Origin of the sequence: Roseobacter sp. OBYS 0001, assembly GCF_019654895.1 — a bacterium.
Lineage (GTDB): Bacteria > Pseudomonadota > Alphaproteobacteria > Rhodobacterales > Rhodobacteraceae > Roseobacter > Roseobacter litoralis.
On sequence record NZ_BPES01000001.1, the window covers coordinates 188,125 to 214,295 of the forward strand.

Here is a 26,171-nt window from a genome sequence, read left to right on the forward strand (position 1 = left end):
CATGTGATAAAATATCACGCATAATAATAACATTTGACCGAATGAGGCAAAGAGCATGAAACTTACACGGAATATTCTTTTACTTGTGGCGGGGCTTGCGCTGGCGGCCTGTACCGATCCGGACCGCTTTGGCACCGACGGCAGTGGTGCTGGTGGCATCGGCGGGGCTGGCGGTGGTGCGATTGTGCCGGGCAGCGCCAATGATCCGACCTCTACCGCGTATTTCAATCAGACCGTGGGTGACAGGGTGCTGTTCTCTGTGGACGAATCCGCGATCAATGCGGTCGGTCAGACCACGGTAGAGGGTCAGGCGCAGTGGCTGCTGGCGAATACGGATTACACGGCGGTGATCGAGGGTCACGCAGATGAACAGGGCACGCGCGAATATAACGTCGCCCTTGGCGCGCGGCGGGCAAATGCGGTGCGCGAATATCTGATTTCGCGCGGGGTTGCGGGCAACCGGTTGCAGACCGTCAGCTACGGCAAGGAACGCCCGATTGAGATTTGCAGCAGCGAAGAGTGCTATGCGAAAAACCGCCGGGCTGTGACGGTTCTGGCCAGCGGCCTGTCCGGATAATACGATGCGTTTTGTTGTACTCTGTGCCGTAGCTTTGTTGCTTGCTCCCCTCCCGGCGGCGGCGCAGGATGACCAGACCCTTGCCGACATCCGGCAGGAACTCACGGTGCTTTACGTCGAAATGCAGCGGTTGAAGCGCGAGCTTTCCACCACCGGCGGCCCGTCGGTGGCCGTTGGCGGCGATACGGTACTGGATCGGTTGTCCGTGATGGAAAACGAGATGCAGCGTTTGACCTCGAAAACGGAAGAACTGGAGTTTCGGGTCAACCGGATCGTTGAGGATGGGACCAACCGGATTGGCGATCTGGAATTTCGTCTGGTTGAACTCGAAGGCGGCGATATCAGCACCTTGGGGGAAACCACCACGCTTGGCGGCGACACGGGCACCTCGGTGCCAACCACCGGCGGCACTGCAGCGCCCCAGCCGCCTGCGTCTTCCGGGGTTGTGCCCGGCGGGTCGCAACTTGCGGTCGGTGAAGAAGATGATTTCAAAAACGCGCAGGCCGCCTTGGCAGATGGGAATTATCAATCCGCCGCGGACCAGTTTGCCGCCTTTTCAATGAATTACCCCGGGGGTCCTCTGGCGGCGGGCGCTGATCTGGGCCGTGGTGAGGCGCTCGAAGGGCTGGGGCGCACACGCGAAGCAGCGCGCGCCTATCTGGATAGTTTCAGCGCAGAACCAACAGGGCAGGTGGCGCCACAGGCGCTCTTCCGGCTGGGCAGATCACTGGGTGCGTTGAATCAGGTCGCCGAAGCCTGTGTCACGCTTTCAGAGGTGGGTATTCGGTTCGCAGGTGATCCGGCAGTGGTGCAGGCCGAAGAGGCCCGTCGCACGCTGGCCTGTCCGTAACGCATCATGTCCGATCCTGAAGGCGAGATCGATGCCCATTTTTCGCCTGACATCCCAAAAGCTCTTGGCGTTGCGGTGTCGGGGGGAAGCGATTCAATGGCGCTGCTGGTCTTGCTGCGCGACTATGCTGCACGCAACAGGATCGCGCTTTCCTGTGCAACCGTGGATCATGGGCTGAGGCCCGAGGCAGCTGCCGAGGCGGAAGGTGTCGCAGCCTATTGCGCCGCGCATGATGTGCCACATGTCACTCTGAAATGGACGGGTTGGAACGGCAAAGGCAATACGCAAAACGCTGCCCGCGTGGCGCGCTATCGGCTGCTGGCGGATTGGGCGCGCGGGCAGGGCATTACGGATATCGCGCTGGGTCACACGCAGGATGATCAGGCCGAAACCGTGCTGATGGGGCTGGCGCGTGCGTCCGGCGTTGATGGGCTCAGCGCCATGGCGGCGCGGCGCGATGACCGGGGCCTGTGTTGGCACCGGCCCCTGTTGGCAATGTCGCGCGCGCAATTGCGCGGATTTCTGCGGGGGCGCGGCGTGGTGTGGTGCGAGGATCCGAGCAATGAGGACGATCAATTTGAGCGGATAAAGGCGCGTCGCGCGCTTGCGACGTTGGCGGATCTGGGCGTGGATCGCGCGTCGCTGGCACAGGTGGCGGGGAACATGGCGCAGGCGCGCAGCGCTCTTGAACACCAGACGATGCAGGCCGTTCGTGATCTCGTCTGCCTGCGGGGCGGTGGAGCGGCAATGCCCTGGTCCGGGTTTCTAGGTTTGCCACAAGAGATCGCCCGCCGGTTGCTGGTGGCGGCCATCGACTGGATCGCCGCACCATCACATGCGCCGCGACAAAAAGCCCTCGAAGCTGCTCTGGCGGCTGTGGAGACCAGCGACAGCGCAACAGTAGCGGGCTGTCGTCTGATCCGGGTGGGCGATACGTTCTGGATTTTCAGGGAGTTTCGGGCCGTGGCGCACATCAGGTCTGATGCCTCAGCGCTTTGGGACGACAGGTGGCAAATTATCGGCGATCAAAACACAGAAGTCAGCGAAATCAGGGCGTTAGGCGAAGATGGTCTGCTGCAGTGCCCTGAATGGCGTGGCACCGACCTGCCGCGCGCGCTGTTGCTTGCCACGCCTGCCGTCTGGCAGGGCGATGTCCTTATCGCCGCACCCGTGGCTCAAAGCACATCAGCCTGGCGCGCGGAAGTGATAAAAAGGCCGGGCTGTCTTTTCGATCGGGTATTCGGCCATTGAACATATCCGTGGTACGTCTATCTTAAGAGTGTGGCTTTATCATGCGGATCAAGACCACAAACGGTATTAGGAGACTTTCCTTGGGAAATGCACGCAATATAGCCTTTTGGGTTGTACTATTTCTGTTGATCTTGGCGCTGTTCAACCTGTTCAGCGGCCCCGGCAGCACCATGCAAAGCCGCGAAATCAGCTACTCTGAATTCGTTGAAGCGGTCGAATCCGGCAATGTCAGCAACGTGACACTGGATGGGGAGCATGTGCGCTTCCGTCAGGAAGACGGGACAGACTATGTCACGATCAAGCCATCTGACGCTGAGATCACACAGTTATTGATCGCAAACGACGTGTCAGTGCGTGCTGAACAGCAGCAGCAATCCGGCTTTCAGACGTTTCTGATGTCGCTGCTGCCCTTCCTGTTGTTGATCGGTGTCTGGATTTATTTCATGAACCGGATGCAAGGCGGCGGCAAAGGCGGCGCGATGGGCTTCGGAAAATCCAAGGCCAAGATGCTGACCGAAAAGCATGGGCGCGTCACGTTTGACGATGTCGCAGGCATTGATGAAGCCAAGGAAGAGTTGGAAGAAATTGTCGAATTCTTGCGCAACCCGCAGAAATTCAGCCGCCTTGGGGGCAAAATTCCCAAAGGTGCATTGCTTGAGGGCCCTCCCGGAACCGGTAAAACGCTGCTGGCGCGCGCCATCGCGGGCGAGGCAGGTGTGCCGTTCTTTACGATCTCAGGGTCGGATTTTGTAGAAATGTTCGTTGGTGTGGGTGCCTCGCGTGTCCGTGACATGTTCGAGCAGGCCAAGAAAAACGCGCCTTGCATCGTGTTCATCGATGAAATTGACGCTGTCGGTCGCCATCGTGGCGCTGGATACGGCGGCGGTAATGACGAGCGTGAACAGACATTGAACCAGCTTCTGGTCGAAATGGATGGCTTTGAGGCGAACGAAGGCGTGATCATCATCGCCGCAACCAACCGCAAAGACGTACTGGACCCTGCTTTGCTGCGTCCGGGTCGGTTCGACCGTCAGGTTACCGTCGGCAATCCCGACATCAAGGGGCGCGAGAAAATTCTCGGTGTGCATGCGCGCAAAACGCCGCTGGGTCCGGATGTTGATCTGCGCATCATCGCGCGCGGTACGCCCGGATTTTCCGGTGCTGATCTGGCAAACCTCGTGAATGAGGCGGCTCTGGGTGCCGCGCGTGTTGGCCGCCGCTTTGTCACGATGATTGATTTCGAGCAGGCAAAGGACAAGATCATGATGGGCGCGGAGCGCCGGTCGATGGTCATGACCGCGGAACAAAAAGAGATGACGGCCTATCATGAGGCGGGGCACGCGTTGGTCGGTATCAAGCTGCCAAAATGTGACCCTGTGTATAAGGCGACGATCATTCCACGCGGCGGTGCGTTGGGCATGGTGATGAGCCTGCCTGAGATTGATCGCCTGAACATGTTCAAGGACGAATGTCACCAGCGCCTCGCGATGACGATGGCGGGTAAGGCGGCGGAAATCCTCAAGTATGGTCCGGATTCTGTATCGAATGGTCCCGCTGGCGATATTATGCAGGCCTCGGCACTGGCGCGTGCAATGGTGCTGCGCTGGGGCATGTCTGACAAGGTCGGCAATATCGACTACTCAGAAGCGGCTGAAGGGTATCAGGGCAACACAGCGGGCTTCTCGGTTTCGGCAAACACCAAAGAGCTGATCGAAGAAGAAGTGCAGCGTTTCATTCAGGACGGCTATGAATCGGCGAGCAAGATCATCAAGGAAAACGAGGTCGAGTTCGAACGCCTCGCGCAGGGCTTGCTTGAATACGAGACACTGACCGGTGAAGAGATCAAGCGGGTTATGAATGGTGATCCACCTGTGCCACCCGCGGATCAGGCAGATAAACCTGACAGCGGCGCGACAACAAGTGTTACCGCTATTCCCAAAGCGAAGGCAAACAAAAGACCCCCATCAGAAGGTGGTCTTGAGCCTGAACCCTCGGTTTGACCAGACCAACGTTTGAAAAGAAAGGCCTCGCTGATGCGGGGCCTTTTCTTTTGCGTGTCGTTTCGGCATCGTGCCTGTAAACTCAACAGCGGAGGCTGACACATGCCAGCACTTGTGCCGACAAAGTTTCAAGGTCGCGTCGTTTGGCTGGGGCGCGTGATCAACACACAGGAAACACTGCGATCTGAAACACTGCCCTTAGCGGATTTGAAATTTTCCGGGATAGAAGGCGAATGCCACGGTGGGCTGACACGGCCTGCCTGCGTGCGCACCAAGGCGCAATATCCTGAGGGCACCGAAATTCGCAACGTGCGCCAACTCACCATATTGTCGCAAGAGGAGCTCGACGCGATTGCCGAGGATATGGGGATGGCTGATATTGATCCGGCATGGCTCGGGGCGTCGATGGTCATCGAGGGAATTCCAGACTTTAGCCATGTCCCTCCGTCCTCACGGTTGCAGGTCGAAAGCGGGGCCAGCCTTGCGGTCGATATGGAAAACCGGCCCTGCATTTACCCCGGCAGGGAGATTGAAAAAGACCGCCCCGGCCTTGGGCCCAAGTTCAAACCCGCCGCTAAAAACCGGCGCGGTGTGACAGCCTGGGTTGAGCGTGAAGGCTCCGTTAAGGTCGGGGATTCTGTGCGCCTGCACATTCCGGATCAGCCGGTTTGGCAGATGTTGGGGGATGCACGAAGCTAAGTTCAGGTTTCCGAAAAGAAACGAATGCGGCCTTCGTCGCCGCATCATGAGTGGAAAACGTCGGAATTGCGACTCTCCGTTGACGGTACACCCCTGTATGCAGAACATAGAACACAGCCTAATCGGCATTTTCAGGGGGACATTCCATGGCTTTTAAAACCGATATCGAAATTGCGCGGGCCGCAACAAAACTGCCCATTCAGGAAATCGGCGCAAAGCTGGGCATATCCAGTGACGATCTGCTGCCTTATGGGCACGACAAGGCAAAGGTTTCGCAGTCTTTCATCAATTCCGTACAAGGGAATAAGAATGGCAAACTGGTCCTGGTGACCGCCATTAACCCGACGCCTGCCGGTGAAGGAAAAACGACAACGACGGTTGGTCTTGGTGATGGTCTCAACCGGATCGGTCGCAAGGCAGCCGTCTGTATTCGTGAAGCGTCGCTGGGCCCGAATTTTGGGATGAAGGGTGGCGCCGCCGGGGGTGGCAACGCGCAGGTTGTTCCGATGGAAGAAATGAACCTGCATTTCACGGGCGATTTCCACGCGATCACCTCAGCGCACAACCTGCTGAGCGCGATGATTGATAACCACATCTACTGGGGCAATGAGCTGGAAATCGACACGCGCCGCGTCGTATGGCGCCGCGTTCTGGACATGAACGATCGGGCGTTACGCACCATTACGGCCTCACTTGGTGGCGTGGCAAACGGCTTCCCGCGTGAAGCCGGCTTTGACATCACGGTGGCATCCGAGGTTATGGCGATCCTGTGCCTCGCCAATAATCTTGAAGATCTGCAAAAGCGCCTCGGTGATATGATCGTTGCATACCGTCGCGACCGCACACCGATTTATGCGCGTGACATCAAAGCCGACGGTGCGATGACGGTGCTGCTGAAAGACGCCATGCAGCCCAACCTCGTGCAGACGCTTGAAAACAACCCTGCCTTTGTGCACGGCGGACCATTTGCCAATATTGCGCATGGGTGTAACTCGGTGATCGCGACGACGACAGCGCTCAAGCTGGCGGATTTCGTCGTGACCGAAGCGGGTTTCGGTGCTGATCTCGGGGCGGAAAAGTTTCTCAACATCAAGTGCCGCAAGGCTGGCCTTGCGCCGTCCTGCGTCGTTGTCGTCGCCACAGTGCGGGCGATGAAAATGAATGGGGGTGTCGCCAAGGCGGACCTCGGTGCGGAAAATGTTGATGCCGTCAAAAAAGGCTGCCCGAACCTTGGGCGTCACATCGAAAACGTCAAATCCTTTGGTGTTCCGGTTGTGGTTGCGATCAACCACTTCGTGACGGATACGGATGCAGAGGTGCAGGCGGTCAAGGATTTCGTTTCAGAACACGGGTCCGAAGCGATCCTGTCGCGCCATTGGGAATTGGGCTCGGAAGGGTCTGCGGAACTGGCGACACGGGTAGCGGAGATTGCGGATGCGGATATGGCAAACTTCGCGCCAATCTACCCCGATGACATGAGCCTGTTTGACAAAATCGATACCATCGCCAAGCGTATCTACCGCGCAGATGAGGTTCTGATGGATCAAAAACTGCGCAACCAGTTGAAGGACTGGGAAGCGCAGGGCTACGGCAATCTGCCGGTCTGTATGGCAAAGACGCAATACAGCTTTACCACGGACCCTGAGCGGCGCGGTGCGCCCACCGGCTTTTCGGTGCCGGTGCGTGAAGTCCGCCTGAGCGCGGGTGCTGGTTTTGTGATCGCCATCTGCGGAGAGATCATGACCATGCCGGGGCTGCCGCGCGTGCCGTCGGCTGAGGCAATCAAGCTGAACGCAGATGGAGACGTTGAAGGGCTTTTCTGATCGTCTGATCTCACAAAGAACACTGCGGGCAAATTACCTTGCCCGCAGTGCGCAGGTCGGGCAGGCTGGTCGCTCAGAGAGTGGAAAGGAACCACAATGATGAGATGGATTGCTTTTGTCGCAGCCGTGTTGCTTGCTGGCGACGCAGCGGCTGAGGACCGATATGTCGGGTATTACTATCCCGAGGTGGCGACCTCGGAAACGTTTGACCGGGTTGTGCGCAGCTCGGAAGGTGCAAACAAAAGCGTGCGCATAGATTTTGTGAACGTTCTGACCAAAGCACAGCTGGAAGCGCCGGAAAGCCCGAGATTCGTATTCTTCACCAAGGGCGAAGGGGCAGATACGCTTATCCTTGTGGCCCTTGATGACGACGTGTTTTCAACCATCTATCGCGCGCGTGCGATCCTTGCACAGCTTACGACAAGCGTCAGGCAAGGCGGGTATTTCCGACAGGAAGACTTGCAATACGTTGCCACTTTTTACGACCTTTTGCAGTTGATGGCCTTTGACGAGCTGATCATCAGTGATGGCCAAAACTGGGCTCACCGGGTCGATTTTATCAGATAACAGGAAGATCAGAAATGTCAGCTACACTCATTGACGGAAAAGCCTTTGCCGCGCGCGTTCGTGCGCAGGTTGCAGAGCATGTAACGCGTCTCAAGGCCGATCATGGGATCACACCGGGGCTGGCCGTTGTGCTGGTCGGGGAAGACCCGGCAAGTCAGGTCTATGTGCGTTCCAAAGGCAAACAGACCACAGAAGTCGGTATGAAATCAGTTGAGCACAAGCTGGATGTTGACACGTCCGAGGCCGATCTGCTGGCGATTGTGGATCAACTCAACAAGGACCCTGAAATCCACGGCATTCTGGTGCAGCTGCCCTTGCCAAAGCATCTTGATGAGGACCTCGTGATCAATTCCATTGCGCCAGAAAAGGACGTCGACGGGTTTCACATCTCAAATGTGGGGCTGTTGGGCACGGGTCAGAAAAGCATGGTGCCCTGCACGCCACTGGGTTGCCTGATGATGCTACGCGATTACCATGGCTCACTCTCGGGGATGGATGCCGTTGTTGTCGGTCGCTCAAACATCGTGGGCAAACCGATGGCGCAGCTTTTGCTGGGTGACAGCTGCACCGTGACCATCGCGCATAGCCGCACCAAGGACCTCGCGGATGTCGTGCGGCGCGCCGATATCGTCGTGGCGGCGGTTGGGCGACCTGAAATGGTGCCCGGTGACTGGATCAAACCCGGTGCGACGGTGATTGACGTGGGCATCAATCGTCTGGATGCGCCGGAAAAGGGCGAAGGCAAAACGCGTCTGGTAGGGGATGTGGACTTCGACAGCTGTGCGGCGGTTGCCGGGGCCATCACGCCTGTGCCCGGCGGTGTGGGTCCAATGACCATCGCCTGCCTGCTGGCCAATACGGTCACGGCATGTTGTCGTGCAAATGGTCTGGAAGAACCCGAAGGGTTGACCGCTTAAGCCGGACGCTGTGGTGTCGCGGGAACCGGCACCATCGTGCCCTGCAGAGCGGCAATATGCCGTTCGTCCGTGCCGGTCACCGCATAGACATCCGCAGCCACCACAATCAGCTGGCGGCCTGCTTTGATGATCCTGCCCTTTGCGATGAGGTAATCACCAAGCGCAGGGGCCAGCAGGTTGATTTTCATTTCAGCCGTCACGACTTCACGATCAAGGGGCAGGGTTGTCAGGGCGGCATATCCCGCAGCGCTGTCCCCTATGGCAAAGGTTAACCCGGCGTGGGCAAACCCCTGCTGCTGGCGACTGCCCGGTAAAATCGGTGCTTTAATGGTCACATTGGCTGTACGCACGCTGGCCAGTTCCGCGCCCAGGGTATGCATCATGCTTTGCGCTTCAAAGCTGTGTTGAATGCGGTCCAATTCTGCTTGATCCATCGTCTGGTCCTATCGTGGCATTGGAACACAAGTGGGCACCGGGCCGGTCAGAATTGCAAGAGCATGCGGGCCCATCAGTTGGTCAAGCGCTTGGTGATTTGTACGCAGCCCGCCCGTATATGTCCCGTAAGCCGGCATCACGAGGCGTCTGTCATCAACCAGAAAAGCCGGGCGTGAAATCATACGCCCTCTGGTCTGAAGCTGAACTTTGGGATGATAATGCCCGGAAATCTCAGCGTGTTGACCGGGGTCAGCGATATGGCGAAAGGTCAGGCCTTTGTGCACCAATTGATGCACGTGCTGCCCGCCAAATTCAACCGGGCCCGGGTCATGATTGCCCTCAATCCAGATCCAGTGCCGCCCCGCTTGCAGCCGCATCAGCCAGTGGCGATCCTCTTCTGTCAGGTTCTCAGCGGCCGTAACGTCATCAAAACTATCGCCCAGACAGATGACGATCCGGGCACCGGTTTGGGCCAGATCATCCCCTAGTCGCGCAAGTGTGTCGCGCGTCTCATAAGGTGGCAGGGTTTGCCCGCTGCGCCGCGCTACCCGCTCGGACTTTCCCAGATGAAGATCAGAAACGCAGAGAAGGTTCTCGTCCGGCCAGAAAAGCGCGCCCGAAGGCATCGCCCTGAGCGTAATGCCACAAAAGGATAAATCGTAAAAGTTCATGATTTGTCCATCGCGCACTCGGTCGACCTTGGCAAGGGGTTACCAGCCGACGCGCCATTTCGGTTTGTCGCTCGGCGGCGGTGTGATCTGTGCCAGACCTGCGGCGTGCATAAGACGCTCAGCTTCTTCGGCGAGCAGCCGTTCCTCAGCCGCGCCCTTGACGGGAACGCGGCCCATTTCCAACAGCATGGGCGCGGAAAGCGGGCTGACGCGGGGTAGGGTTACATGGTCGATGCGACCTGCAACGCGCTCCGCCATCTCCTTGATCCGGCCAAAATCGACCAAGCCGCGCAAGGCTTCCTCGCGGGTGATTTCCAGTAAAAGATGATCCGGATCATACTTTTGCAATGTGTCATAGAGAATATCCGAACTGAAGGTCGCTTGCCGGCCTGATTTGCGCGCTGTTGGTGTGTTGCGCTGGATCAGCCCCGCAATCGTCGCGCTGGCGCGGAAGGTCCGCTTCATGACGGCGTTGCCCGCCAGCCAAGTCTCCAGCCCGGTTTCAAGCGCTTCAAGGTCGAACAGTGGTGCGGGGTCTGTGACAGGTTGCAGCCCCCAGATCAGCGTCGCATAATCGGTCGCGACAAACCCCAACGGGTCGAGCCCCATCTCCTCCATGCGTTTGGTCAGCAAAAGGCCAAGGGTCTGTTGCCCGTTTCGCCCGGCAAAGCCGTAAACCACAGTCTGCGCGCGCCCGTCATGCGGAAAGCTTTCGATCAGCAGCCGCCCCGGAGCTGGCAATTGACTGCGTTTGCGTTGTAGTGCGAGCCAGTCGGCTGTATGCGCGGGCAAATAGGGCCAGTCAGTGTCTTGAAATATTTCGACAACGCGCGCACTGAGTTGCGTAGAGGTTGCGAATTTTGTTCCGAGGAACGTGGCGACTTTGGGCTTTTTGGCAGCGTTGCGGCTGACCTCAACTGTCATTTCGCGCAAACCCTCGTAGCGCACGATCTGTCCGCCGATCAAAAAGGTATCGCCGGGCGTCAGCGTTGCTGCGAACCCTTCTTCGATCTCTCCCAAGGGTTTGCCGCCACGGCTGCGTTGCAGGCGCACTTTCAGCGTGTCCGTGTCCTGTATCGTGCCGATGTTCATTCGGATTTTCTGCGCCGCGCGCGGGTCGCGCAGATGCCATAACCCGTCAGCATTCTGCATCAGACGCTGCCACTGATCATAGGCGCGCAGCGCATACCCGCCCGTTGCACAGAACGTCAGGCAAGCGTCGAATTCCGCGCGGCTGAGGCCAGCGTAGGCCCCAACGGTGATCACTTCACCATAAAGCGCATCCGCATCAAAGGGCCCTGCGCAGGCGGTGATGAGGACATGTTGGCACAACACATCGCGCGGCCCGCGTCCGCGTGGCTCGCCATCAAGCTGCCCGGCGTAAACCGCATCCAGAGCGGCGTGGCATTCGACAACTTCAAACCGGTTCGCTGGAACCAGCAGCGCCTTGGACGGGGCGTTGTAGCGGTGATTTGCCCGTCCGATCCGCTGCACCAGACGTTTGACGTTCTTGGGTGCGCCGATCTGTATGACAAGGTCCACATCGCCCCAGTCGATGCCCAGATCAAGGCTGCCGGTACAGACAATTGCGCGCAGATCGCCCCGCACCATCGCCGCTTCGACCTTTTCGCGCTGTTGGCGATCCAGCGATCCGTGATGGATGCCGATCGGCAATCCGTCCTCATTGGCAAGCCATAGATTGTGAAAGAAAATCTCGGCCTGCGCGCGGGTATTGTGAAAAATCAGCGTCGTTTTATGCGCCTTGACCTGCGCCAGCACCGCCGGAATGGCATAGGCTGCATTGCCGCCCGACCAAGGCGGCGCCTCGGGCGTGGTCAGCATGGAGATGTCCGGGGCAGGGCCGGGATCGGCCAGCAAAATCTCGCAGGGGTCGGGGTGTTTTGCCAGAAGCTGTGCAATGGCCTGCGGATCATCGACGGTCGCAGACAGACCCACCCGGCGCAGGTCCGGGCAAAGCCGCTGCAGGCGACCCAAGGCCAGCATCAACTGATCGCCACGTTTGGATTCTGCCAGTGCGTGTATCTCATCCACCACAACGCGCCGCAGCCCTTTGAACATGCGCGGCGCATCCTCGTAACTTGTCAGCAACGCAAGGCTTTCGGGTGTTGTCAGCAGAATATGCGGGGGGTCAGCGCGCTGACGCTTCTTGCGCGTGGCCGATGTGTCACCTGTTCGGTCCTCAACCCGGATGGGCAGGTCCATTTCAGTCACAGGGGTTGTCAGATTGCGCTTTATATCAGCCGCGAGGGCTTTGAGAGGAGAGATGTAAAGCGTGTGCAATCCTTCGTGCGGCGCAGTGGCCAGATCAATCAGCGTCGGCAGAAAGCCCGCAAGTGTTTTGCCGCCGCCGGTTGGCCCAATGAGCAGTAACGCCGGATCATCCGCGCGCGCCAGCATGTCAAGCTGATGCGGATGGATTTGCCAGCCCTTTGAGGCGAACCAATCGGTAAATTGTTGTGGTACGCCGGTCATAAGACAAGTGTAGTGCTGCGCGGCAGTCAGGCCAATACCGCGCGGCGTTTCAGCGTCTATTTCACAATCTTTTCGCTTTTCACGAACATGTTCGCCCAGGCGCGATCCAGTAAGTCGGGTCGCATCTGATAGGGGATGCCTTCGAACTCGCAAATTGCGATCATCTGATCGATCAGGAATATCGGCTGGTAATTGGCGTAAACGTTGTCGATTTCCGGGTACTTTACCTTGAGCAGATGCACGAGCGTCGCTTCATCCAGCGGCATCCCGCGTTTCTTGGCCATCATGGCAAATATCTTCAGGAAGTCTTCCTGATTTGGACCGTCAATTTTGATTTTGAAAAAGATCCTGCGCAGGGCGGCCTGATCGAAAATTTCGTTGGGGTGAAAGTTTGTGGAAAAAATCACCAGAGTGTCGAAGGGCACTTCGAATTTTTCACCCGACTGCAACGCCAGAATATCCTTGCCCTCTTCCAGCGGCACAATCCAGCGGTTGACGAGGGCCTGCGGCGGTTCTGCCTGTCGGCCAAGGTCATCCACGATGAAAATGCCGCCCGTCGATTTCAATTGCAGTGGGGCCTGATAGGTGCGCGCCGTTGGATTATAGACCAGATCCAGCATATTGAGTGACAGCTCACCGCCCGTGATCACCGTCGGGCGTTCGCATTTCACGTAGCGCTTGTCAAAGCGGGTGCGGCGGCGCAGGCATGTGGGGTCTTCGGCTTCGTCCTCAACGGCGACATGTACGATGGGATCATAGACGGTGATGACCTGTCCGGCGTATTCGATGGCGCGCGGCACGTATATCTGATCCCCGAGCGCGTCGCGAATGCCGTTTGAAATCGAGGATTTGCCGTTCCCGGGCGGGCCATACATCAGGATCGACCGACCGGCCGAGACCGCAGGGCCAAGTTGGCCCAAGAGATCATTTGGCAACACCAAATGCCCCATCGCATCGGTCAACTGGCCTTTTGTGACCATGATGTTTCGGATCGACTGCCGTTTCACCTGCGCGCGGTAGACATCCAGCGGCACAGGCATCGGGCCGAAATATTCAGACTGCGCCAGAGCATCCAGCGCGCGCGCTTTGCCCTGTTCGGTCAGCTGATACCCCATTTCGTCCCCGTTGTTGGCATTCAGCGTCCCCGTTGCTTCGAGCAATTGCTGGCTGCGGGCGAGGTCAACCAGTTCCTGCGTGACCGGGACGGGCAGGCAGACTGTGGCGCTGAGTTCGCTGACCACATCGACGTTCTTGCGAAACATGGTCTTGAGGATAATGTCGCGCATCATCACAGTCGAAAGTTTCATATCGGCCAGCCTGCTTGGGGCGGGCGGCGACATCACGTCGGTGGTGTGCATGTTCATCTTGCGGACCTTGCTATCGTCATTTTCCGTGAGGCGTCTGGCACCCGTTATCTGTGAGATACTATAGGAAAATGGCGTAATTCAGGCACCATTGAGCGCGCTAAGGCACAGATAAAGGGCGAGGGTGGGGCCAAGCGCGAGCCCGAGGGGAAAGCGCTTGCCTTGTGACCAGCTGACCCAGTCGGGCGCGAGGTCGCGCAATCGGCTCGCGCGCACACCGCGATGTGTGAGCAGGGCCGCCAAAAGGATACAGGTGGAAAGCAAAACAACGCGGGGCAGGTCGCCCGGTGCAATAAAGGGTGCTGCGAAGGCGATGAATTTAGCATCCCCCGCGCCCATTGCCCCGATGGCATTCAGTACAAACCCAATGCCCAGTGCGATCGCAAACTGGGCAAACCCCCAAAGATAAGCCTCAATGGAGGGCAGGACGAAAGGGCCAAGGATCACGTAAATGGCCCCCAGTGTGACAACCGCCTTGTTGGTGATCTTCATCAGCGCCAGATCGGTATAGGCGACGTAAAGGCAAAGCGGCAGCACAAAGGGCAAAAACCACAGCGCAGCACTCGACGAAAATGCCATGTCGCCTCAGCCGCTTCTTTCGAGGGCTTCCAGCGCACGCACGGCGGCTTCAAAGTGTTGCGGGTGCGTGTCAATCGCGTCGCGCAGCAGGCTTTTGCCGGTTTGGATATCATCCTGTTTGACCGCCGACAGCGCCATCGTATGCAGCAGTTGCGCGCGTTCTGCTTGTGTCATCGGCACCACGGGCAGCGTGTATTTACGCTGTGCGCTGCGGGCCAGAACAAGGTTGTTCTTGGCAGTAAACAGTGTGGTGTCCTGTCGGATCGCCTGCCCAAACAGCTTTTCCGCCCCTGCGAAATCACCGCGCGTCAGTTTGGAATAACCCCAGTTGTTGAAGGCACCGGCCGGTGTCGTGGTCAGCCCGATCGCCGTTTCATAAAAGCTGTCGGCTTTTTTCCATTCTTCGTTGGCGTCTGCCATCATCGCTTCGAGGCGGTAGCGTTTGAATGTCTCATAAGTCGGGGGGACCGTGTCCAACACCTTCTCCGCCTTGTCCCAATCGCCACTGCGGATCAGGGCGTCGGCGTAATTCACGCTGTCTTCGCTGGTTGAGTCTTTTAGTTCCGTGACTTTTTCCCATGCGCTTGCTGCTTCAGTGAAACGTTTGGCGCGCACAAAAGACGCGGCAAGTCCGCGACGCAGGTCGATCCGGTCGGGGCTGCTCTGCAGGGTGCGCTGGTAATATGAGATCGCTTCATTCGGGTCCGTCACTGTCAGCATGACTTCGGACAGGTTGGTTTCATCGACAACGTTGACGTCCTGAAAAGCGCGTTCGACGGTTTCCTCATCCGATGGCTTTGGGGCACAACCGGCAACAATTATAGCGCCTGCAATGCAGGCGGAAAAAACGAAAGGGTGGCGCATTTTTGCGTCCTTTTTCTGCTCTAGCCTCGTTTATGGTGTCGGGCGGATGATAAAATCGCTGTTTCCGCGGCGCACCAACTTGTATTCGCTGCTTTTCTCAGGCTCAATCGTAGCAGAATTTTCTGTTTTTGCGAGTACCAAGCGCAGATTATCCCGGATTGCGATGTTTTCGCCATTGCTGAGTGCGAAGGCGCGGCGAAAATACTGCAATGCCTCGTTGGTCTTGCCCTGTTCCATCAATAAAACGCCAAGATTGTTGTAATCCACGGGCTGTGCCGCATCGTCACGCACGGCCCGCCGCAGCAATTCTTCGGCCTGTCCGAGCCGGCCGAGGCCCAGATTGGCAGTGCCGAGACCGGACAGGATTTCCGCATCCAACGCGCCGCGACTGAGAGCTGCACGGTTGAAGGCGCGCAGGGCAAGTTCGTATTCCCCGGCGGCAATCAACCTGTGCCCGGCTTCGACCGCCTCTGAACTGTCCTGTTTGGCCGCCGCGCGCAGATCCACGCCCGGTGCCATGACCTGATCTTCGGGCAGCGACAGGCTGCTTGTGTTTTCACACGCGGCCAATCCAGCGATCGCAAAGGTGGCAAAGGCAAAAGCCCGCCGTTTTGCTGTTTTCATTGTCCGGCGCCCAGATTCCCCAGTTGTGTGATCCCGTGCACCGATGGGCCAACCAGAATGATTAGCAGGGGCGGAACGGTCAGCATCATAGTGGCAAGGGTCATCTTGGTTGGCAACTTGTTTGCGGCCTCTTCGGCGCGCATCACGCGTTTGTCGCGCATTTCACCCGCATAAACGCGCAGGGCCTCGGCGATGGATGTGCCGAATTGCTGGGATTGGTTCAGCACGGTCACAAAGGACGACACATCCTGCACACCGCAGCGTTCACCAAAATCGTTCAGCACGGTGGTTTTGTCCTTACCCGCCTTCATCTCATAGGCCACCACATCAAATTCCTGCGCAAGGGCGGGGTAGGAGGCATGCAATTCCTTGGAGACACGCACGATGCACTGATCCAGCGACTGGCCCGCCTCGACACAGACCAGCATCATATCAAGGCTGTCGGGGAAGCCGCGTGTGATCTCATCCTTGCGGGTATCGACCCGGCGTCGCACCCAGTAGACCGGCAGATAATACCCCACCGCGCCGGGAATGATCGTAAAGATCATCATTTTCTGCGTGGTGAACCCCTCACCATGGCCCAGCAGGTTGAGGTAGACAAAAGCCAGCAGCAGCCCCGCAAGACCGAGGGCAAACTGTGCAAAATGGAAAAAGCGGACAGCGTCCTGACTTTGATACCCGGCCTGGCGCAGCATCAATTGCCGCGCGCTCAGTTCGGCGACGTCCTGTGGTTCGAGAAAGGACGCAAATTTCTGCAACTGTTCATTGCGCTCCCCCTGACGCAGTCGTTGTTCCGGCGCGCTTGAACCTGGGGCCTGTATCTGTTTTTTCAGCTTTTCCATCGGGTCTTCGGGTTGAGCCAGCATCAGGGCCACAGTCACACCGATCATGATCAGACCCAGCGTGCCCAGCAGGATCATGGGGCCAAGGGGGCCAAGAAATTCGACAATCAAAGCGTTGATATTGTTCAAGAAGCCCATCGGAATATTCCCTATACTTTGATATCGGTCAGGATGCGCATGACGAAAAGGTTCAGTGCGAGGAAGACGCCCACAAGGAAACAGGCGGGGATGAAATACGCATGATCGCGCACCGCGTCATAGTAATTCGGATCGCCAACATTGATCACAATCAGCGCAACGACCGGAAAGGCAGAGAGGAACTTGCCTGACCATTTTGCCTCGGCGGTGATGGCCTTGACCCGGCGAAAGAGGCGAAAGCGCGCCCGGATCACCTTGGCCAGCCCGGCGAGGATTTCCGCAAGGTTGCCGCCGGAAGTCTGTTGGATGTTCACCGCAACCGCCAGAAAGCGCAGATCCTGCATGTCCAGACGCTCCGCCATTTCCTTGAGGGCGTCACCGACATCGCGCCCATACGCACTTTCATCCGCGATAACACCCATTTCCGACGCCAGCGGGTCCTGCACCTCCTTGGAGACGATTTGCACCGCTGAGGAGAACGGATGCCCGACCCGCAGGGAGCGGACCATCAGTTCAACCGCATCGGGCAGTTGTTCTTCGATCATGGCAAGACGCTTGTTGGCCTTGCTGGAGACCCAGAAATAGACCGCACCCACACCAATGCCGATGGACATCATGATCCGCACGGGCAGGGATGATTCCGTGCCCACGCTGAGGCCCAGAAAAGCGACGACCGCGAGCACGCCCATGATCATGACCAGCTGGCTTGGGGTAAAGGCAATCGCCGCCTTTTGCGCCTTTTCACCGAGCAGGGAATAGAGCGGGATCGACTTTGATTTCATGTGCTGCTGCATCTCCTTGCGCAGCTTTTCCAGCACTTCGTCGCGGCCCGTGCCCTTGTCCAGCATCTCAAGTCTGCGGTTCACCCGGCTGTTCAGGCTGATGGATTTGCCGAAGGTCACCAGATAAAGACCCTCGACCAGAACGAGCACGCCGATGAAGATCAGGCCATAGATGATGGGTTCTGGGCTCATGTTCAAATCCTCAAGTGGCGAAGCAGTAGGTCATGTTGAAAACCCTTACTGGGCCGCGGTGGGTTCATAGATGGAAGCTGGCAAATCGTAGCCCCACATACGGAAGCGTTCGGCGTATGCGCTGCGCACGCCGGTGGCCGTGTAATGGCCGATGATCTTGTTTTCCGGTGTGAGCCCCACGCGCTGATAGCGGAAAATTTCCTGCATCGAGATGACTTCGCCCTCCATCCCCGTCACTTCGGTGATCGAGGTCATGCGGCGTGAGCCGTCCTGCAGGCGCGAGGCCTGAACAATCAGATTAACCGCCGATGAGATCTGACTGCGCACCGCTTTGAGCGGCATTTCGATCCCGGCCATGGCGATCATGTTTTCCAGTCGAGACACCCCGTCGCGGGCAGAGTTCGCGTGGATCGTCGTCATTGATCCATCGTGGCCCGTGTTCATCGCCTGCAGCATATCAATCACCTCTTCGCCGCGTGTCTCGCCCACAATGATGCGATCAGGCCGCATCCGCAGCGCGTTCTTGAGGCAATCACGGGGGGAAACTTCGCCCTTGCCCTCGACGTTGGGCGGGCGACTTTCCATGCGGCCCACATGGGTCTGCTGCAATTGCAGTTCCGCCGTGTCCTCGATGGTCAGAATACGTTCCGCGTTGTCGATGAAGGACGACAGAGCATTCAGGGTTGTGGTTTTTCCCGAACCCGTTCCGCCCGAGACAATGATGTTGAGGCGCGTCGCCACGGCCGCCTGCAGATAGGCGGCCATCTCTTCGGTAAAGGCGCCGAAGTGCACCAGATCATCAATGCCCAGCTTGTCTTTCTTGAATTTCCGGATCGACACGAGGCTGCCGTCAACGGCCACGGGTGGCACCATCGCGTTAAACCGCGACCCATCCTTAAGGCGCGCATCCACGTAGGGGTTGCTTTCATCGACGCGCCGACCAACGGCCGAGACGATCTTGTCGATAATGCGCAGCAGGTGGCGTTCATCCTTGAAGATGACGTCTGTGAGTTGCAGTTTGCCATCCCGCTCCACAAAAATTTGCTGGGGTCCGTTGACCAGAATATCGTTGACCGTGTCATCTTTCAAAAGCGTCTCAAGGGGCCCGAGCCCTGTGACCTCATCATAGAGTTCGGATGTCAGCGTCTGGCGGTCTTCGCGGTTGAGAACGATGCTCTGGGCTTGCAGGTGTTCGCTGGTGATGGCGCTGATTTCCTGACGCAAATCCTGTTCGGTTGCATGTTCAAGCGCAGAAAGGTTGAGGTTGTCGAGCAGCACGTGATGCAGGTCCAGCTTGATCTCGCCCATCCGCTCTTTGCGTTTGCGTTCTTTGTCCATCTGGGCCACCTGCGCCGGGGCAGCCTGTGGTGCCTTGCGCATGACGTTTTGCACAGCCGTGTTGTCCGGGGCGTCGCCCGGTGGTGCTTTCTGGATTGAGGCATCCAGCCCGACAGGCATTTCTGCTTTGGCTTTTTTGTATTTTGAGAACATGCAGGGCTTCCTTTGAAAATCAGGCGGCTTTGACGTCGGTACTGCCAAGCGCGAGGATGGAGGCCGCGAGCTTGGCGATTTCACGACGCAACGGGTTTTTGGCGGCAGACTGGGCAAGCGGTATGCCGTGATCCGCCCCCTGCGTGATGGGTTTGCCGCCATCGGGCATTTGCAGATCGATTGAGATATCGAGGCTTTCCGCCATTCGTTTGATCCGGCTTTTGCCGGACAGATCGGTGAACTTGGGTGCTTTATTCATCACATAGCGCAGCTTTTCGACGGGCAGGTCTTCGGATTGCAGCGCGCGTTTGAAACGCAGCGCATTTTGAGCCGAGCGCATGTCCATTTCCATGGTCGCGAAATAGACATGCGCCGCATTCAGCACCGTCTCGGACCACGTCACGAGCGTGGAGGGCATATCAATGACGACATAGTCAAAATGGCGTCGCGCCATAGCCAGAATGCGACTGACATCCTGCGCCGACATCAGATCGAGCGGCAACATATCCGCAGGGGCGGTCAGAACCTCGAGCCTGTCCTCAAAGGTCAGCAAACACTGGCCAAATATCTCGTCATCCATGTTTTCCGTGTCGGCCAGCATGTCGTAGACCGCTTCACGACGTGGCAAATCCAGATAGGTGGCCACCGCGCCGTATTGCAGGTCGAAATCAATCAGGCAGACGCGCGGCCCGTCTTTCTTTTCATGGGTCGCAAGTTCCCACGCGAGGTTCACGGCGAGGGTTGTGGCCCCGGTGCCGCCTGCCAACCCATGCACGACGATCACGGCCCCTTCTTTCTGGGCACCAGAATGCAACGCGGGGGTATTGGCGCTTGCCTGCAATGCTTGCTCGGCGGCGCGCACGCGCTCGATCGCCTCGGACAGTTCATTTTCGGGCAGAGGGTAGGGCACAAATTCATCCGCGCCCTGCCTGAGCAGTGAATGTAGCGCGGCGGGCGTCACGTCTTCGGCAATCAGGATCACCTTGATGCCGCGCGCCTTGGCCTGCCCGATGATTTCACCCATATGGTTGAGGTTTTCCTCATCGGTCTCGTCAATCGCAAGGGCAATGAATTCAAGCGCTTGCGCCTCGGGTTGGCCAAAGAAGGCCAGCGCCTCGGCAAACCCAAGGTCGCCCCAGTTTTCACCAAGCGCCAGTTCCATATCTTCGATCAACAGATCAAAGTTCTGGACATCGCGGCTGACCGTGCAAGCGACGATCGGTGATAACTCCGAATTTGGCGGTGTGCCGGTCATTGCCTCGTCTTCCTTCGTGTTCCAGAGAGGGTCAAAGGAGGATGGCGCACCAAGAGCGCTTTGCGTGTTCCCCTTTGACGCTCACGCCCGGCTGCTTCTGCCGGACGTGCGTGTCCCATTGGAGGGAAAGTCGCAGTGAACTTGGGCATAATTAGGGCTGAATTCGCCCAATTGTTGGGTTTGCAGACACAATGGCGTAAGCATTGTCAAATTGTTGGGTTAGCCCGCGCCAACCAAAAAGGCAGAGTTGCAATGCTCTGCCTGTCGTTTCGGTGTAATCGAGGCAATCGGGGCGCGCGTTATTGCGCGTCGGCCTGTTCCACATTGGATGTCTGCACGCTGCTGCCGACATACTCGCGGTAGACAACCTGCGCAAACTTACCATCCAGGGTGCCATCGCAGTGCACGCGATACACTTTGCGGTTCAACGTGCTTTCGGGGTCAAGTACCACGAGCGGATCACCCGCCTGACCACCAACTTTGCCTACGCCCGCGCTGTTTGTGCGGCAGATTTGCGAAAGCTGGTTGTGTAGCGTCGCATTCCCGAATTCGCCTGAGTCAACTTGTGATCCGGCCTCGCGGTAAAATTGACCAACCCCGGTGTCCGGTGCGCAGGCACTCAGCGCGGCCAATCCCATCAGAATGGCAACGGCGCGTGCGGGTGTGGTGAGGAAAAGAGACATCTGATTACTCCATCACATAGCCATAAGAGCCGCCGAAGTCCTGTTTGGCCACTTCGCCCGCCGCACCGCGCGCGTTCAGGGTTTGGATCGTGCGCCCGTTCAGGAACAGATCCTTTTCGCTTGGGGGCCTGATCCGGTCCGTCGGCAGGGCGAGGGCTTCGCCACGGGTCGGGGTTACCAGATGTGCGGTTATGATGATGACGAGTTCCGTCTGGTTGCGCATGTAATCCGTGCTTCTGAACAGGGCACCGAGGATCGGAACATCGCTCAGCCAGGGCACCTGTGAGATATTATCATTGAAGTTGTCCTCCAGCAGTCCCGCAATCGCAAAGCTCTCGCCATCGCGCATTTCGACCGTGGTCGACGCTTCCCGGCGGATAAACGCATCCACGGTAAAGCTGTCACCAACGCTGATCCCGTTCGAGGGGTCAATCGAGGAGGTCGCAGCCGATAGTTGCAGATTGATCAGATCGCCATCCACAACGCGGGGGACAAAGTTCAGTTCGATGCCGAATGGTTTGTAATCAACGCTGATGCCGTCTTCGCTTTGAACCGGAACCGGGTATTCGCCGCCCGCGAGGAAATTCGCTTCCTGGCCGGACAGCGACACGAGGTTGGGTTCGGCCAATGTCCGCACGGCCCCTTTTGTTTCCAGTGCCTCCAACAGCAGTTGAACCTGTGTTGATCCCAGCCCGAAATCAAAGAACACAGCGCCTTGCGCCGTATCTGCGGCCAGATTTGGAATGCCGCCGATGCCGCGACCGATCCCCGCCTGAGCCTCTGTGCCGCCAATCCTAAGGGAGCTTTGCAACTGTTTGGACACACCGCGGCTCATTTCGGCAAAGCGCACTTTCAGCATCACTTGCTGAACACCCCCGACCGTCATCAGGTTTGAGACGCGATCCGGCGCATAGCGTGCGGCCAGTTCAAGCGCTTTTGACAGCCGCTGACTGCTCGATACCTGTCCCGACAGAACGATGCCGTCATTGGCGGTGCGCACTTCGATCGCTTCACCGGGCAGGATCTGGCGGAGGCGTTCCTTGAACTCGGTCAGATCGGGGGCAACGCGGACTTCGACATTGGTGATCAACTGCCCGGCCGCATCCAGAAGGGTCAGCGTTGTGATGCCCGGCACTTTGCCAAGCACGTAAATGCTGCGGTCCGACAAGGATGATATGTCCGCAATTCCGGGGTTGGCGATGCTGAGCTCGGCGAAAGGGATTTCGCTTTCCACCACCACAGCACGGTTTTGCGAAACATTCAGCGTTTCGCTGGTTTCTCTGGCGATGATCCGCAGCGCTTCAGCCTGAGCCGTCAAAGGTGCCATAAAGGCAACAGGACTCACGCTTAGCGTCAGCCCGAGAAGGGCTGCCTTGAGTATTCCATTGGTTTTCATGTGACCTGCCTTTGTTGATCACGCCTCAATTTCGGGTCTTTTTGCCCGTATAGGCGATACTTTGCGCAGGTTTTGAATTTTTTGCAAGAATCAATGGGTTCCGCGGTTGTCCTTATGTGGATAAATGGCAACACGCAAAACGGGAAAAGGCGCAACTGATGCAATTGCGCCCTTGTAAGCCCATGGATTTACTTAGTTTGTGCAGGGAATGGGAATTGCCACGACTTCAGCGCCGCGACGGGTGCGGATCGAGCAAACACGGGCTACGGGGGCTGCGACCACTGGGGCGGCCTGTTGCAGGCCGAGCAGGGAAACCTGATTTACCTTGATCTCATCCAGCTCGGCATCATCACCTGCGCCCACAAGGGACAAGGATAAATTGCCAGTGGATTGCGCCTGCGCCAGTGCTGCGACCTGTTCGGGGCTTGCAGCGACCGTCACCGTGCGGGCAATGCGCGCGCCATTCATCTGATCTTCGGTCTGGTCCACCGCGATCAGGCGGACAGCGCTCTGGATCAGTTTGGTGACGTCCTCACGGCCATTGCTGGTCTGGACGCCGCCGGTCCAATACACATCAACCTTGTCTCCGGGCCGCAGAAACCCCGACACGCCGGTTGCTACGTCAACGCGAATGGCGAATGCGCGCATGCCCTTTTCGAGCCGCGTGGTCAGGCCAATATCCTCGCCCGGCTCGGTGATCTTGACGGCAAGCAGCGCCTCGTTCGGCTCCATGGGGCGTATGATCAGGCGCGGTTCGTCCGTACCTTCGGGGAAAAGCACTGCAATATCCGTGAAAACCCCTTCAGGAATGGCATTTGTCGGCCAGTTTACGGCCCGCACATCTTCGGGGTTCAAAGTGTCGCCGTAACGCAGGTGGCGGGTTGCGACAAATACGGGCTGGGTCGGCACAATCGCGCTTTGCATTTGCTGTGCGCGGGCAAGCTCGGCCTGATACTGGCCGATGTACCCTTTGGCCATATATACGGCGCCACCCGCGAGCGCGACGCCCGCCAGAAGGACCATTCCAAATATCACTCGCATAATGTCACCTCGTTTTGCCGATGCGCCTTTTTGGGGCGCGCATGTTCAGTGCTGCGTTAAAAGTGGTGCCGAAATGCGGCAATTTCACGATTTTTACGTGGTAACTCAGAGGTTTGTTGCGCGTGCCTCCCGTGATTACTTCTGAAAAGGCGATTGTTCATGCGCCATCCTCAATCTTGAATATTGCCGCCTGCGGCTGCCTGAGGGTCCTGCGCCTCAAGGTATCGCTGTGTCAAAAAGCTCAGATTGCTGGCGTCACTTCGTAGTTCCACAATGAAAGCGATGCATAATCCGGCAACGGCAGCGGTTAGAACAACCCAATCCACGGTGATCGCGCCGTTTTCGTTTATCATGAATTTTTTCAAATCAATCGACATCAAACTATCCTCTGCTCTTCAAATAACAGCATTCGGAAAAAAAGGGGCCGCGCTCTGCGTGCAGATTGCGGCCCCTGTGTCTTTATCAGGCTGGGATTATTAGTCCGGTGTTGTCGTAGTCGGTGTTGTCGTAGTCGGTGTGGTCGTGTCAGTTGTTGTGCCGCCGCCGGCAGCGCCCTGAATGTTCCCGCCAGCTGCGAGTGCGGGATCCTGTGCGCCGAGGAACGTGCTTGTCTTACCCGTCAGTTCTGTGGCGCCAGTATTGATCGAACTATATGCCGCAACAGCCAGACCAACAACGGCGGCGGTCAAAACGACCCAGTCAACCGTAACGGCGCCATCTTCGTCTTTGCGGAAGTTATTGATAAATTTCATCATGCCTTGTCCCTCCAAAGGATCACTTGATTTAAACGTACTCACCTTGTCGATCTCAGTGACCGTTTGCGTGTTTTGGTCGGCCCGACTTGGTACAGGGACATATAGCTGGGCGATTGGGGCATCATTTTGACACCAATTGTGACTTTTGCGTATCTATTGATGTATAGCCGGATTTCACTTTAAGGCACTGATTTAAAATTGAAAAAATAAGTAACCTTGTGTTTTGCGTCGGCTGACACTGTTTGGATTATGGCAAAATCGCCCTGATCCCGGCTCGGGTTTCTGGTCAGAGAGTGGGCAATCTGTGATACTTCGCGCAAAACAAAACCAAAAATACTGAGAGCAGAAATCATGCGCATTCGTTTCTTACTGTCGCTTTTGGCAGCGTTATCGGTTGGGTGCGCCGCATGGGCTGATACCCCGGCAACCTTTCCTGATTTCAGTGCCAAACGTGTGGGTGTGCCGAAAGCAGGCGAACGGCCACAGATCGTGCAAATTGATCCTGAAGAGCAGGCGCGCCTGCTGGCTCGGCCCCGCGTACCTGTCATTCAGACGCCAGCATTGCAGGATGCGGCCCTTCTCGATGACCTGAAGATCGGGGCATACAGTTGGTTTTGGTCACGGATTTCCCCTCAGCTGAAGGATTCCGGGCCGGGGCGTTTGCACGAGGCGATGGCAGTGCTTGGCGGTGGCGGGAGTATCCCCCAGCCAAGGCTGCAGCATTTGCAGGAAATCGCACGCAACAACAGTGCGACCATTCTGCGCTCGACCGTGGGGACACGCGTGTCGCCCGCCTTGGTTCTGGCGGTGATTTCGGTGGAGTCCTCAGGCAATCCGGGGGCGGTCAGTACAGCGGGCGCGACAGGCTTGATGCAGTTGATGCCTGCCACAGCCGAACGCTTTGGTGTCGAGGATGTGTTATCTGCGCGTCAGAACATCCAAGGCGGCGTGCGCTATCTCGACTGGCTGATGGAGAAATTTGACGGTGACCCGATCATGGTGCTGGCTGGATATAACGCGGGCGAGGGGTCAGTGGCCAAACATGACGGTGTGCCGCCGTTCCCCGAAACACGCGACTACGTGCCCAAGGTCCTCAGCGCATTTCAGGTGGCCCGAGGGCTGTGTCTCACCCCGCCCGAACTTGTGTCGGACGGATGTGTTTTTGCCGGGCTCAACTAGAGGGTTTGACGACGTAGCTGAGGCACGAGGTACCCCGGGACGCTCCGGTCTGGCCCGACGCGACCTCAGATGATTGTGGCCTCGGTTGCCGCGCGCAGGTCTTCTTCGCTCACGCCGTCCGCCGTCTCGACGATTTTCAACCCGCCCTCGACCACGTCCAACACGCCCAGATTGGTGATGATCCGGTCCACGACATTTTTGCCCGTCAAGGGCAGGGTACACTCGCGCAGCACTTTGCTATCGCCATGTTTCGAGGTGTGATCCATCACAACGACAACGCGCCCGACGCCCGCAACAAGGTCCATCGCGCCGCCCATGCCTTTCACGAGTTTGCCCGGGATCATCCAGTTCGCCAGATCGCCGTTTTCGGCCACTTCCATCGCCCCAAGGATCGCCATTGCAATCTTGCCGCCCCGGATCATACCGAAGGACTGCGCGCTGTCAAAATAAGCAGTTTGCGGCAGTTCGGTGATGGTCTGCTTGCCCGCGTTGATGAGGTCTGCGTCCTCAGATCCTTCAACCGGGAAGGGGCCCATGCCCAGCATGCCGTTTTCGGACTGAAGCGTCACTTCAATGCCGTCAGGGATGTAATTGCTGACCAGCGTCGGAATGCCGATCCCGAGGTTTACATACCAGCCGTCTTCAAGCTCTTGCGCCGCGCGCTCCGCCATCTGGTTTCGATCCCAAGGCATAACAGTCCTAT

At 57.8% G+C, this 26,171-nt stretch carries 26 protein-coding genes; 9 read left to right on the forward strand and 17 right to left on the reverse strand.

The window, feature by feature from the left end; all coding sequences use genetic code 11:
* Positions 1–55: 55 nt before the first annotated feature.
* From pal to folD, 8 genes are all read left to right on the forward strand, one after another.
* Positions 56–577, forward strand: coding sequence for a peptidoglycan-associated lipoprotein Pal (gene pal / locus K5Q35_RS00910; protein ID WP_220798097.1), 522 nt, complete (start codon positions 56–58; stop codon positions 575–577).
* A gap of 4 nt (positions 578–581) precedes the next feature.
* Positions 582–1,427, forward strand: a complete 846-nt coding sequence (locus tag K5Q35_RS00915; protein ID WP_220798098.1) for a tol-pal system protein — start codon at positions 582–584, stop codon at positions 1,425–1,427.
* A gap of 6 nt (positions 1,428–1,433) precedes the next feature.
* On the forward strand, positions 1,434–2,678 hold the full coding sequence (gene tilS / locus K5Q35_RS00920) for a tRNA lysidine(34) synthetase TilS (RefSeq protein WP_220798099.1): 1,245 nt from the start codon (positions 1,434–1,436) through the stop codon (positions 2,676–2,678).
* A gap of 80 nt (positions 2,679–2,758) precedes the next feature.
* Positions 2,759–4,678 (forward strand): ATP-dependent zinc metalloprotease FtsH, encoded by a 1,920-nt coding sequence (ftsH, locus tag K5Q35_RS00925; RefSeq protein ID WP_044025232.1) that lies wholly within the window; start codon positions 2,759–2,761, stop codon positions 4,676–4,678.
* Between the two features lie 102 nt (positions 4,679–4,780).
* On the forward strand, positions 4,781–5,377 hold the full coding sequence (locus tag K5Q35_RS00930; RefSeq protein WP_220798100.1) for an MOSC domain-containing protein: 597 nt from the start codon (positions 4,781–4,783) through the stop codon (positions 5,375–5,377).
* A 146-nt stretch (positions 5,378–5,523) separates the two neighbouring features.
* On the forward strand, positions 5,524–7,200 hold the full coding sequence (locus K5Q35_RS00935) for a formate--tetrahydrofolate ligase (RefSeq protein ID WP_013961186.1): 1,677 nt from the start codon (positions 5,524–5,526) through the stop codon (positions 7,198–7,200).
* A 96-nt stretch (positions 7,201–7,296) separates the two neighbouring features.
* Positions 7,297–7,767 carry a hypothetical protein gene (locus K5Q35_RS00940; protein ID WP_013961187.1) on the forward strand — a complete coding sequence of 157 codons (471 nt, stop codon included), beginning with the start codon at positions 7,297–7,299 and terminating at the stop codon, positions 7,765–7,767.
* A 14-nt stretch (positions 7,768–7,781) separates the two neighbouring features.
* Positions 7,782–8,684: a bifunctional methylenetetrahydrofolate dehydrogenase/methenyltetrahydrofolate cyclohydrolase FolD gene (folD, locus tag K5Q35_RS00945; protein WP_013961188.1), complete on the forward strand. Its 903-nt coding sequence runs from the start codon at positions 7,782–7,784 to the stop codon at positions 8,682–8,684.
* Here the strand turns inward: folD and K5Q35_RS00950 are convergent.
* From K5Q35_RS00950 to K5Q35_RS01025, 16 genes are all read right to left on the reverse strand, one after another.
* Complete coding sequence (locus tag K5Q35_RS00950; protein WP_220798101.1) at positions 8,681–9,118, reverse strand: PaaI family thioesterase; 438 nt, start codon at positions 9,116–9,118, stop codon at positions 8,681–8,683. The genes folD and K5Q35_RS00950 overlap by 4 nt on opposite strands.
* A 9-nt stretch (positions 9,119–9,127) precedes the next feature.
* A complete protein-coding gene (gene pdeM, locus K5Q35_RS00955) occupies positions 9,128–9,790 on the reverse strand; it encodes a ligase-associated DNA damage response endonuclease PdeM (RefSeq protein WP_220798102.1) in 663 nt (220 codons plus the stop codon).
* A 39-nt stretch (positions 9,791–9,829) separates the two neighbouring features.
* Positions 9,830–12,283 carry a ligase-associated DNA damage response DEXH box helicase gene (locus tag K5Q35_RS00960; RefSeq protein ID WP_220798103.1) on the reverse strand — a complete coding sequence of 818 codons (2,454 nt, stop codon included), beginning with the start codon at positions 12,281–12,283 and terminating at the stop codon, positions 9,830–9,832.
* Positions 12,284–12,339: 56 nt separating this feature from the next.
* Positions 12,340–13,647, reverse strand: coding sequence for an ATPase (locus K5Q35_RS00965; RefSeq protein WP_220798104.1), 1,308 nt, complete (start codon positions 13,645–13,647; stop codon positions 12,340–12,342).
* 81 nt (positions 13,648–13,728) lie between these two features.
* The gene (locus K5Q35_RS00970; protein WP_220798105.1) at positions 13,729–14,226 is read right to left on the reverse strand and encodes a prepilin peptidase; all 498 of its coding nucleotides are present in this window, start codon (positions 14,224–14,226) and stop codon (positions 13,729–13,731) included.
* A gap of 6 nt (positions 14,227–14,232) precedes the next feature.
* Positions 14,233–15,090: a lipopolysaccharide assembly protein LapB gene (locus tag K5Q35_RS00975; protein ID WP_220798106.1), complete on the reverse strand. Its 858-nt coding sequence runs from the start codon at positions 15,088–15,090 to the stop codon at positions 14,233–14,235.
* Positions 15,091–15,120: 30 nt separating this feature from the next.
* On the reverse strand, positions 15,121–15,714 hold the full coding sequence (locus K5Q35_RS00980) for a tetratricopeptide repeat protein (protein WP_220798107.1): 594 nt from the start codon (positions 15,712–15,714) through the stop codon (positions 15,121–15,123).
* Positions 15,711–16,694 (reverse strand): type II secretion system F family protein, encoded by a 984-nt coding sequence (locus tag K5Q35_RS00985; RefSeq protein ID WP_220798108.1) that lies wholly within the window; start codon positions 16,692–16,694, stop codon positions 15,711–15,713. Before K5Q35_RS00985 ends, K5Q35_RS00980 begins: the two co-directional genes overlap by 4 nt.
* A gap of 11 nt (positions 16,695–16,705) precedes the next feature.
* Complete coding sequence (locus tag K5Q35_RS00990) at positions 16,706–17,668, reverse strand: type II secretion system F family protein (RefSeq protein WP_013961197.1); 963 nt, start codon at positions 17,666–17,668, stop codon at positions 16,706–16,708.
* Between the two features lie 45 nt (positions 17,669–17,713).
* Complete coding sequence (locus K5Q35_RS00995) at positions 17,714–19,159, reverse strand: CpaF family protein (RefSeq protein ID WP_220798109.1); 1,446 nt, start codon at positions 19,157–19,159, stop codon at positions 17,714–17,716.
* A 19-nt stretch (positions 19,160–19,178) separates the two neighbouring features.
* Complete coding sequence (locus K5Q35_RS01000) at positions 19,179–20,414, reverse strand: AAA family ATPase (RefSeq protein WP_220798110.1); 1,236 nt, start codon at positions 20,412–20,414, stop codon at positions 19,179–19,181.
* 299 nt (positions 20,415–20,713) lie between these two features.
* On the reverse strand, positions 20,714–21,097 hold the full coding sequence (locus tag K5Q35_RS01005; RefSeq protein ID WP_220798111.1) for a hypothetical protein: 384 nt from the start codon (positions 21,095–21,097) through the stop codon (positions 20,714–20,716).
* A 4-nt stretch (positions 21,098–21,101) separates the two neighbouring features.
* The gene (locus K5Q35_RS01010; RefSeq protein WP_013961201.1) at positions 21,102–22,493 is read right to left on the reverse strand and encodes a type II and III secretion system protein family protein; all 1,392 of its coding nucleotides are present in this window, start codon (positions 22,491–22,493) and stop codon (positions 21,102–21,104) included.
* Positions 22,494–22,685: 192 nt separating this feature from the next.
* Complete coding sequence (cpaB, locus tag K5Q35_RS01015) at positions 22,686–23,534, reverse strand: Flp pilus assembly protein CpaB (protein WP_220798112.1); 849 nt, start codon at positions 23,532–23,534, stop codon at positions 22,686–22,688.
* 170 nt (positions 23,535–23,704) lie between these two features.
* Positions 23,705–23,911, reverse strand: coding sequence for a hypothetical protein (locus tag K5Q35_RS01020; protein WP_013961203.1), 207 nt, complete (start codon positions 23,909–23,911; stop codon positions 23,705–23,707).
* 99 nt (positions 23,912–24,010) lie between these two features.
* Positions 24,011–24,289, reverse strand: coding sequence for a hypothetical protein (locus K5Q35_RS01025; RefSeq protein WP_013961204.1), 279 nt, complete (start codon positions 24,287–24,289; stop codon positions 24,011–24,013).
* A 351-nt stretch (positions 24,290–24,640) separates the two neighbouring features.
* Here K5Q35_RS01025 and K5Q35_RS01030 point away from each other — a divergent pair, with 351 nt between their 5' ends.
* The gene (locus K5Q35_RS01030; protein WP_220798113.1) at positions 24,641–25,468 is read left to right on the forward strand and encodes a lytic transglycosylase domain-containing protein; all 828 of its coding nucleotides are present in this window, start codon (positions 24,641–24,643) and stop codon (positions 25,466–25,468) included.
* A gap of 65 nt (positions 25,469–25,533) precedes the next feature.
* Here the strand turns inward: K5Q35_RS01030 and K5Q35_RS01035 are convergent, their stop codons facing one another.
* Complete coding sequence (locus K5Q35_RS01035; RefSeq protein WP_013961206.1) at positions 25,534–26,160, reverse strand: 3-oxoacid CoA-transferase subunit B; 627 nt, start codon at positions 26,158–26,160, stop codon at positions 25,534–25,536.
* Positions 26,161–26,171 lie beyond the last annotated feature (11 nt).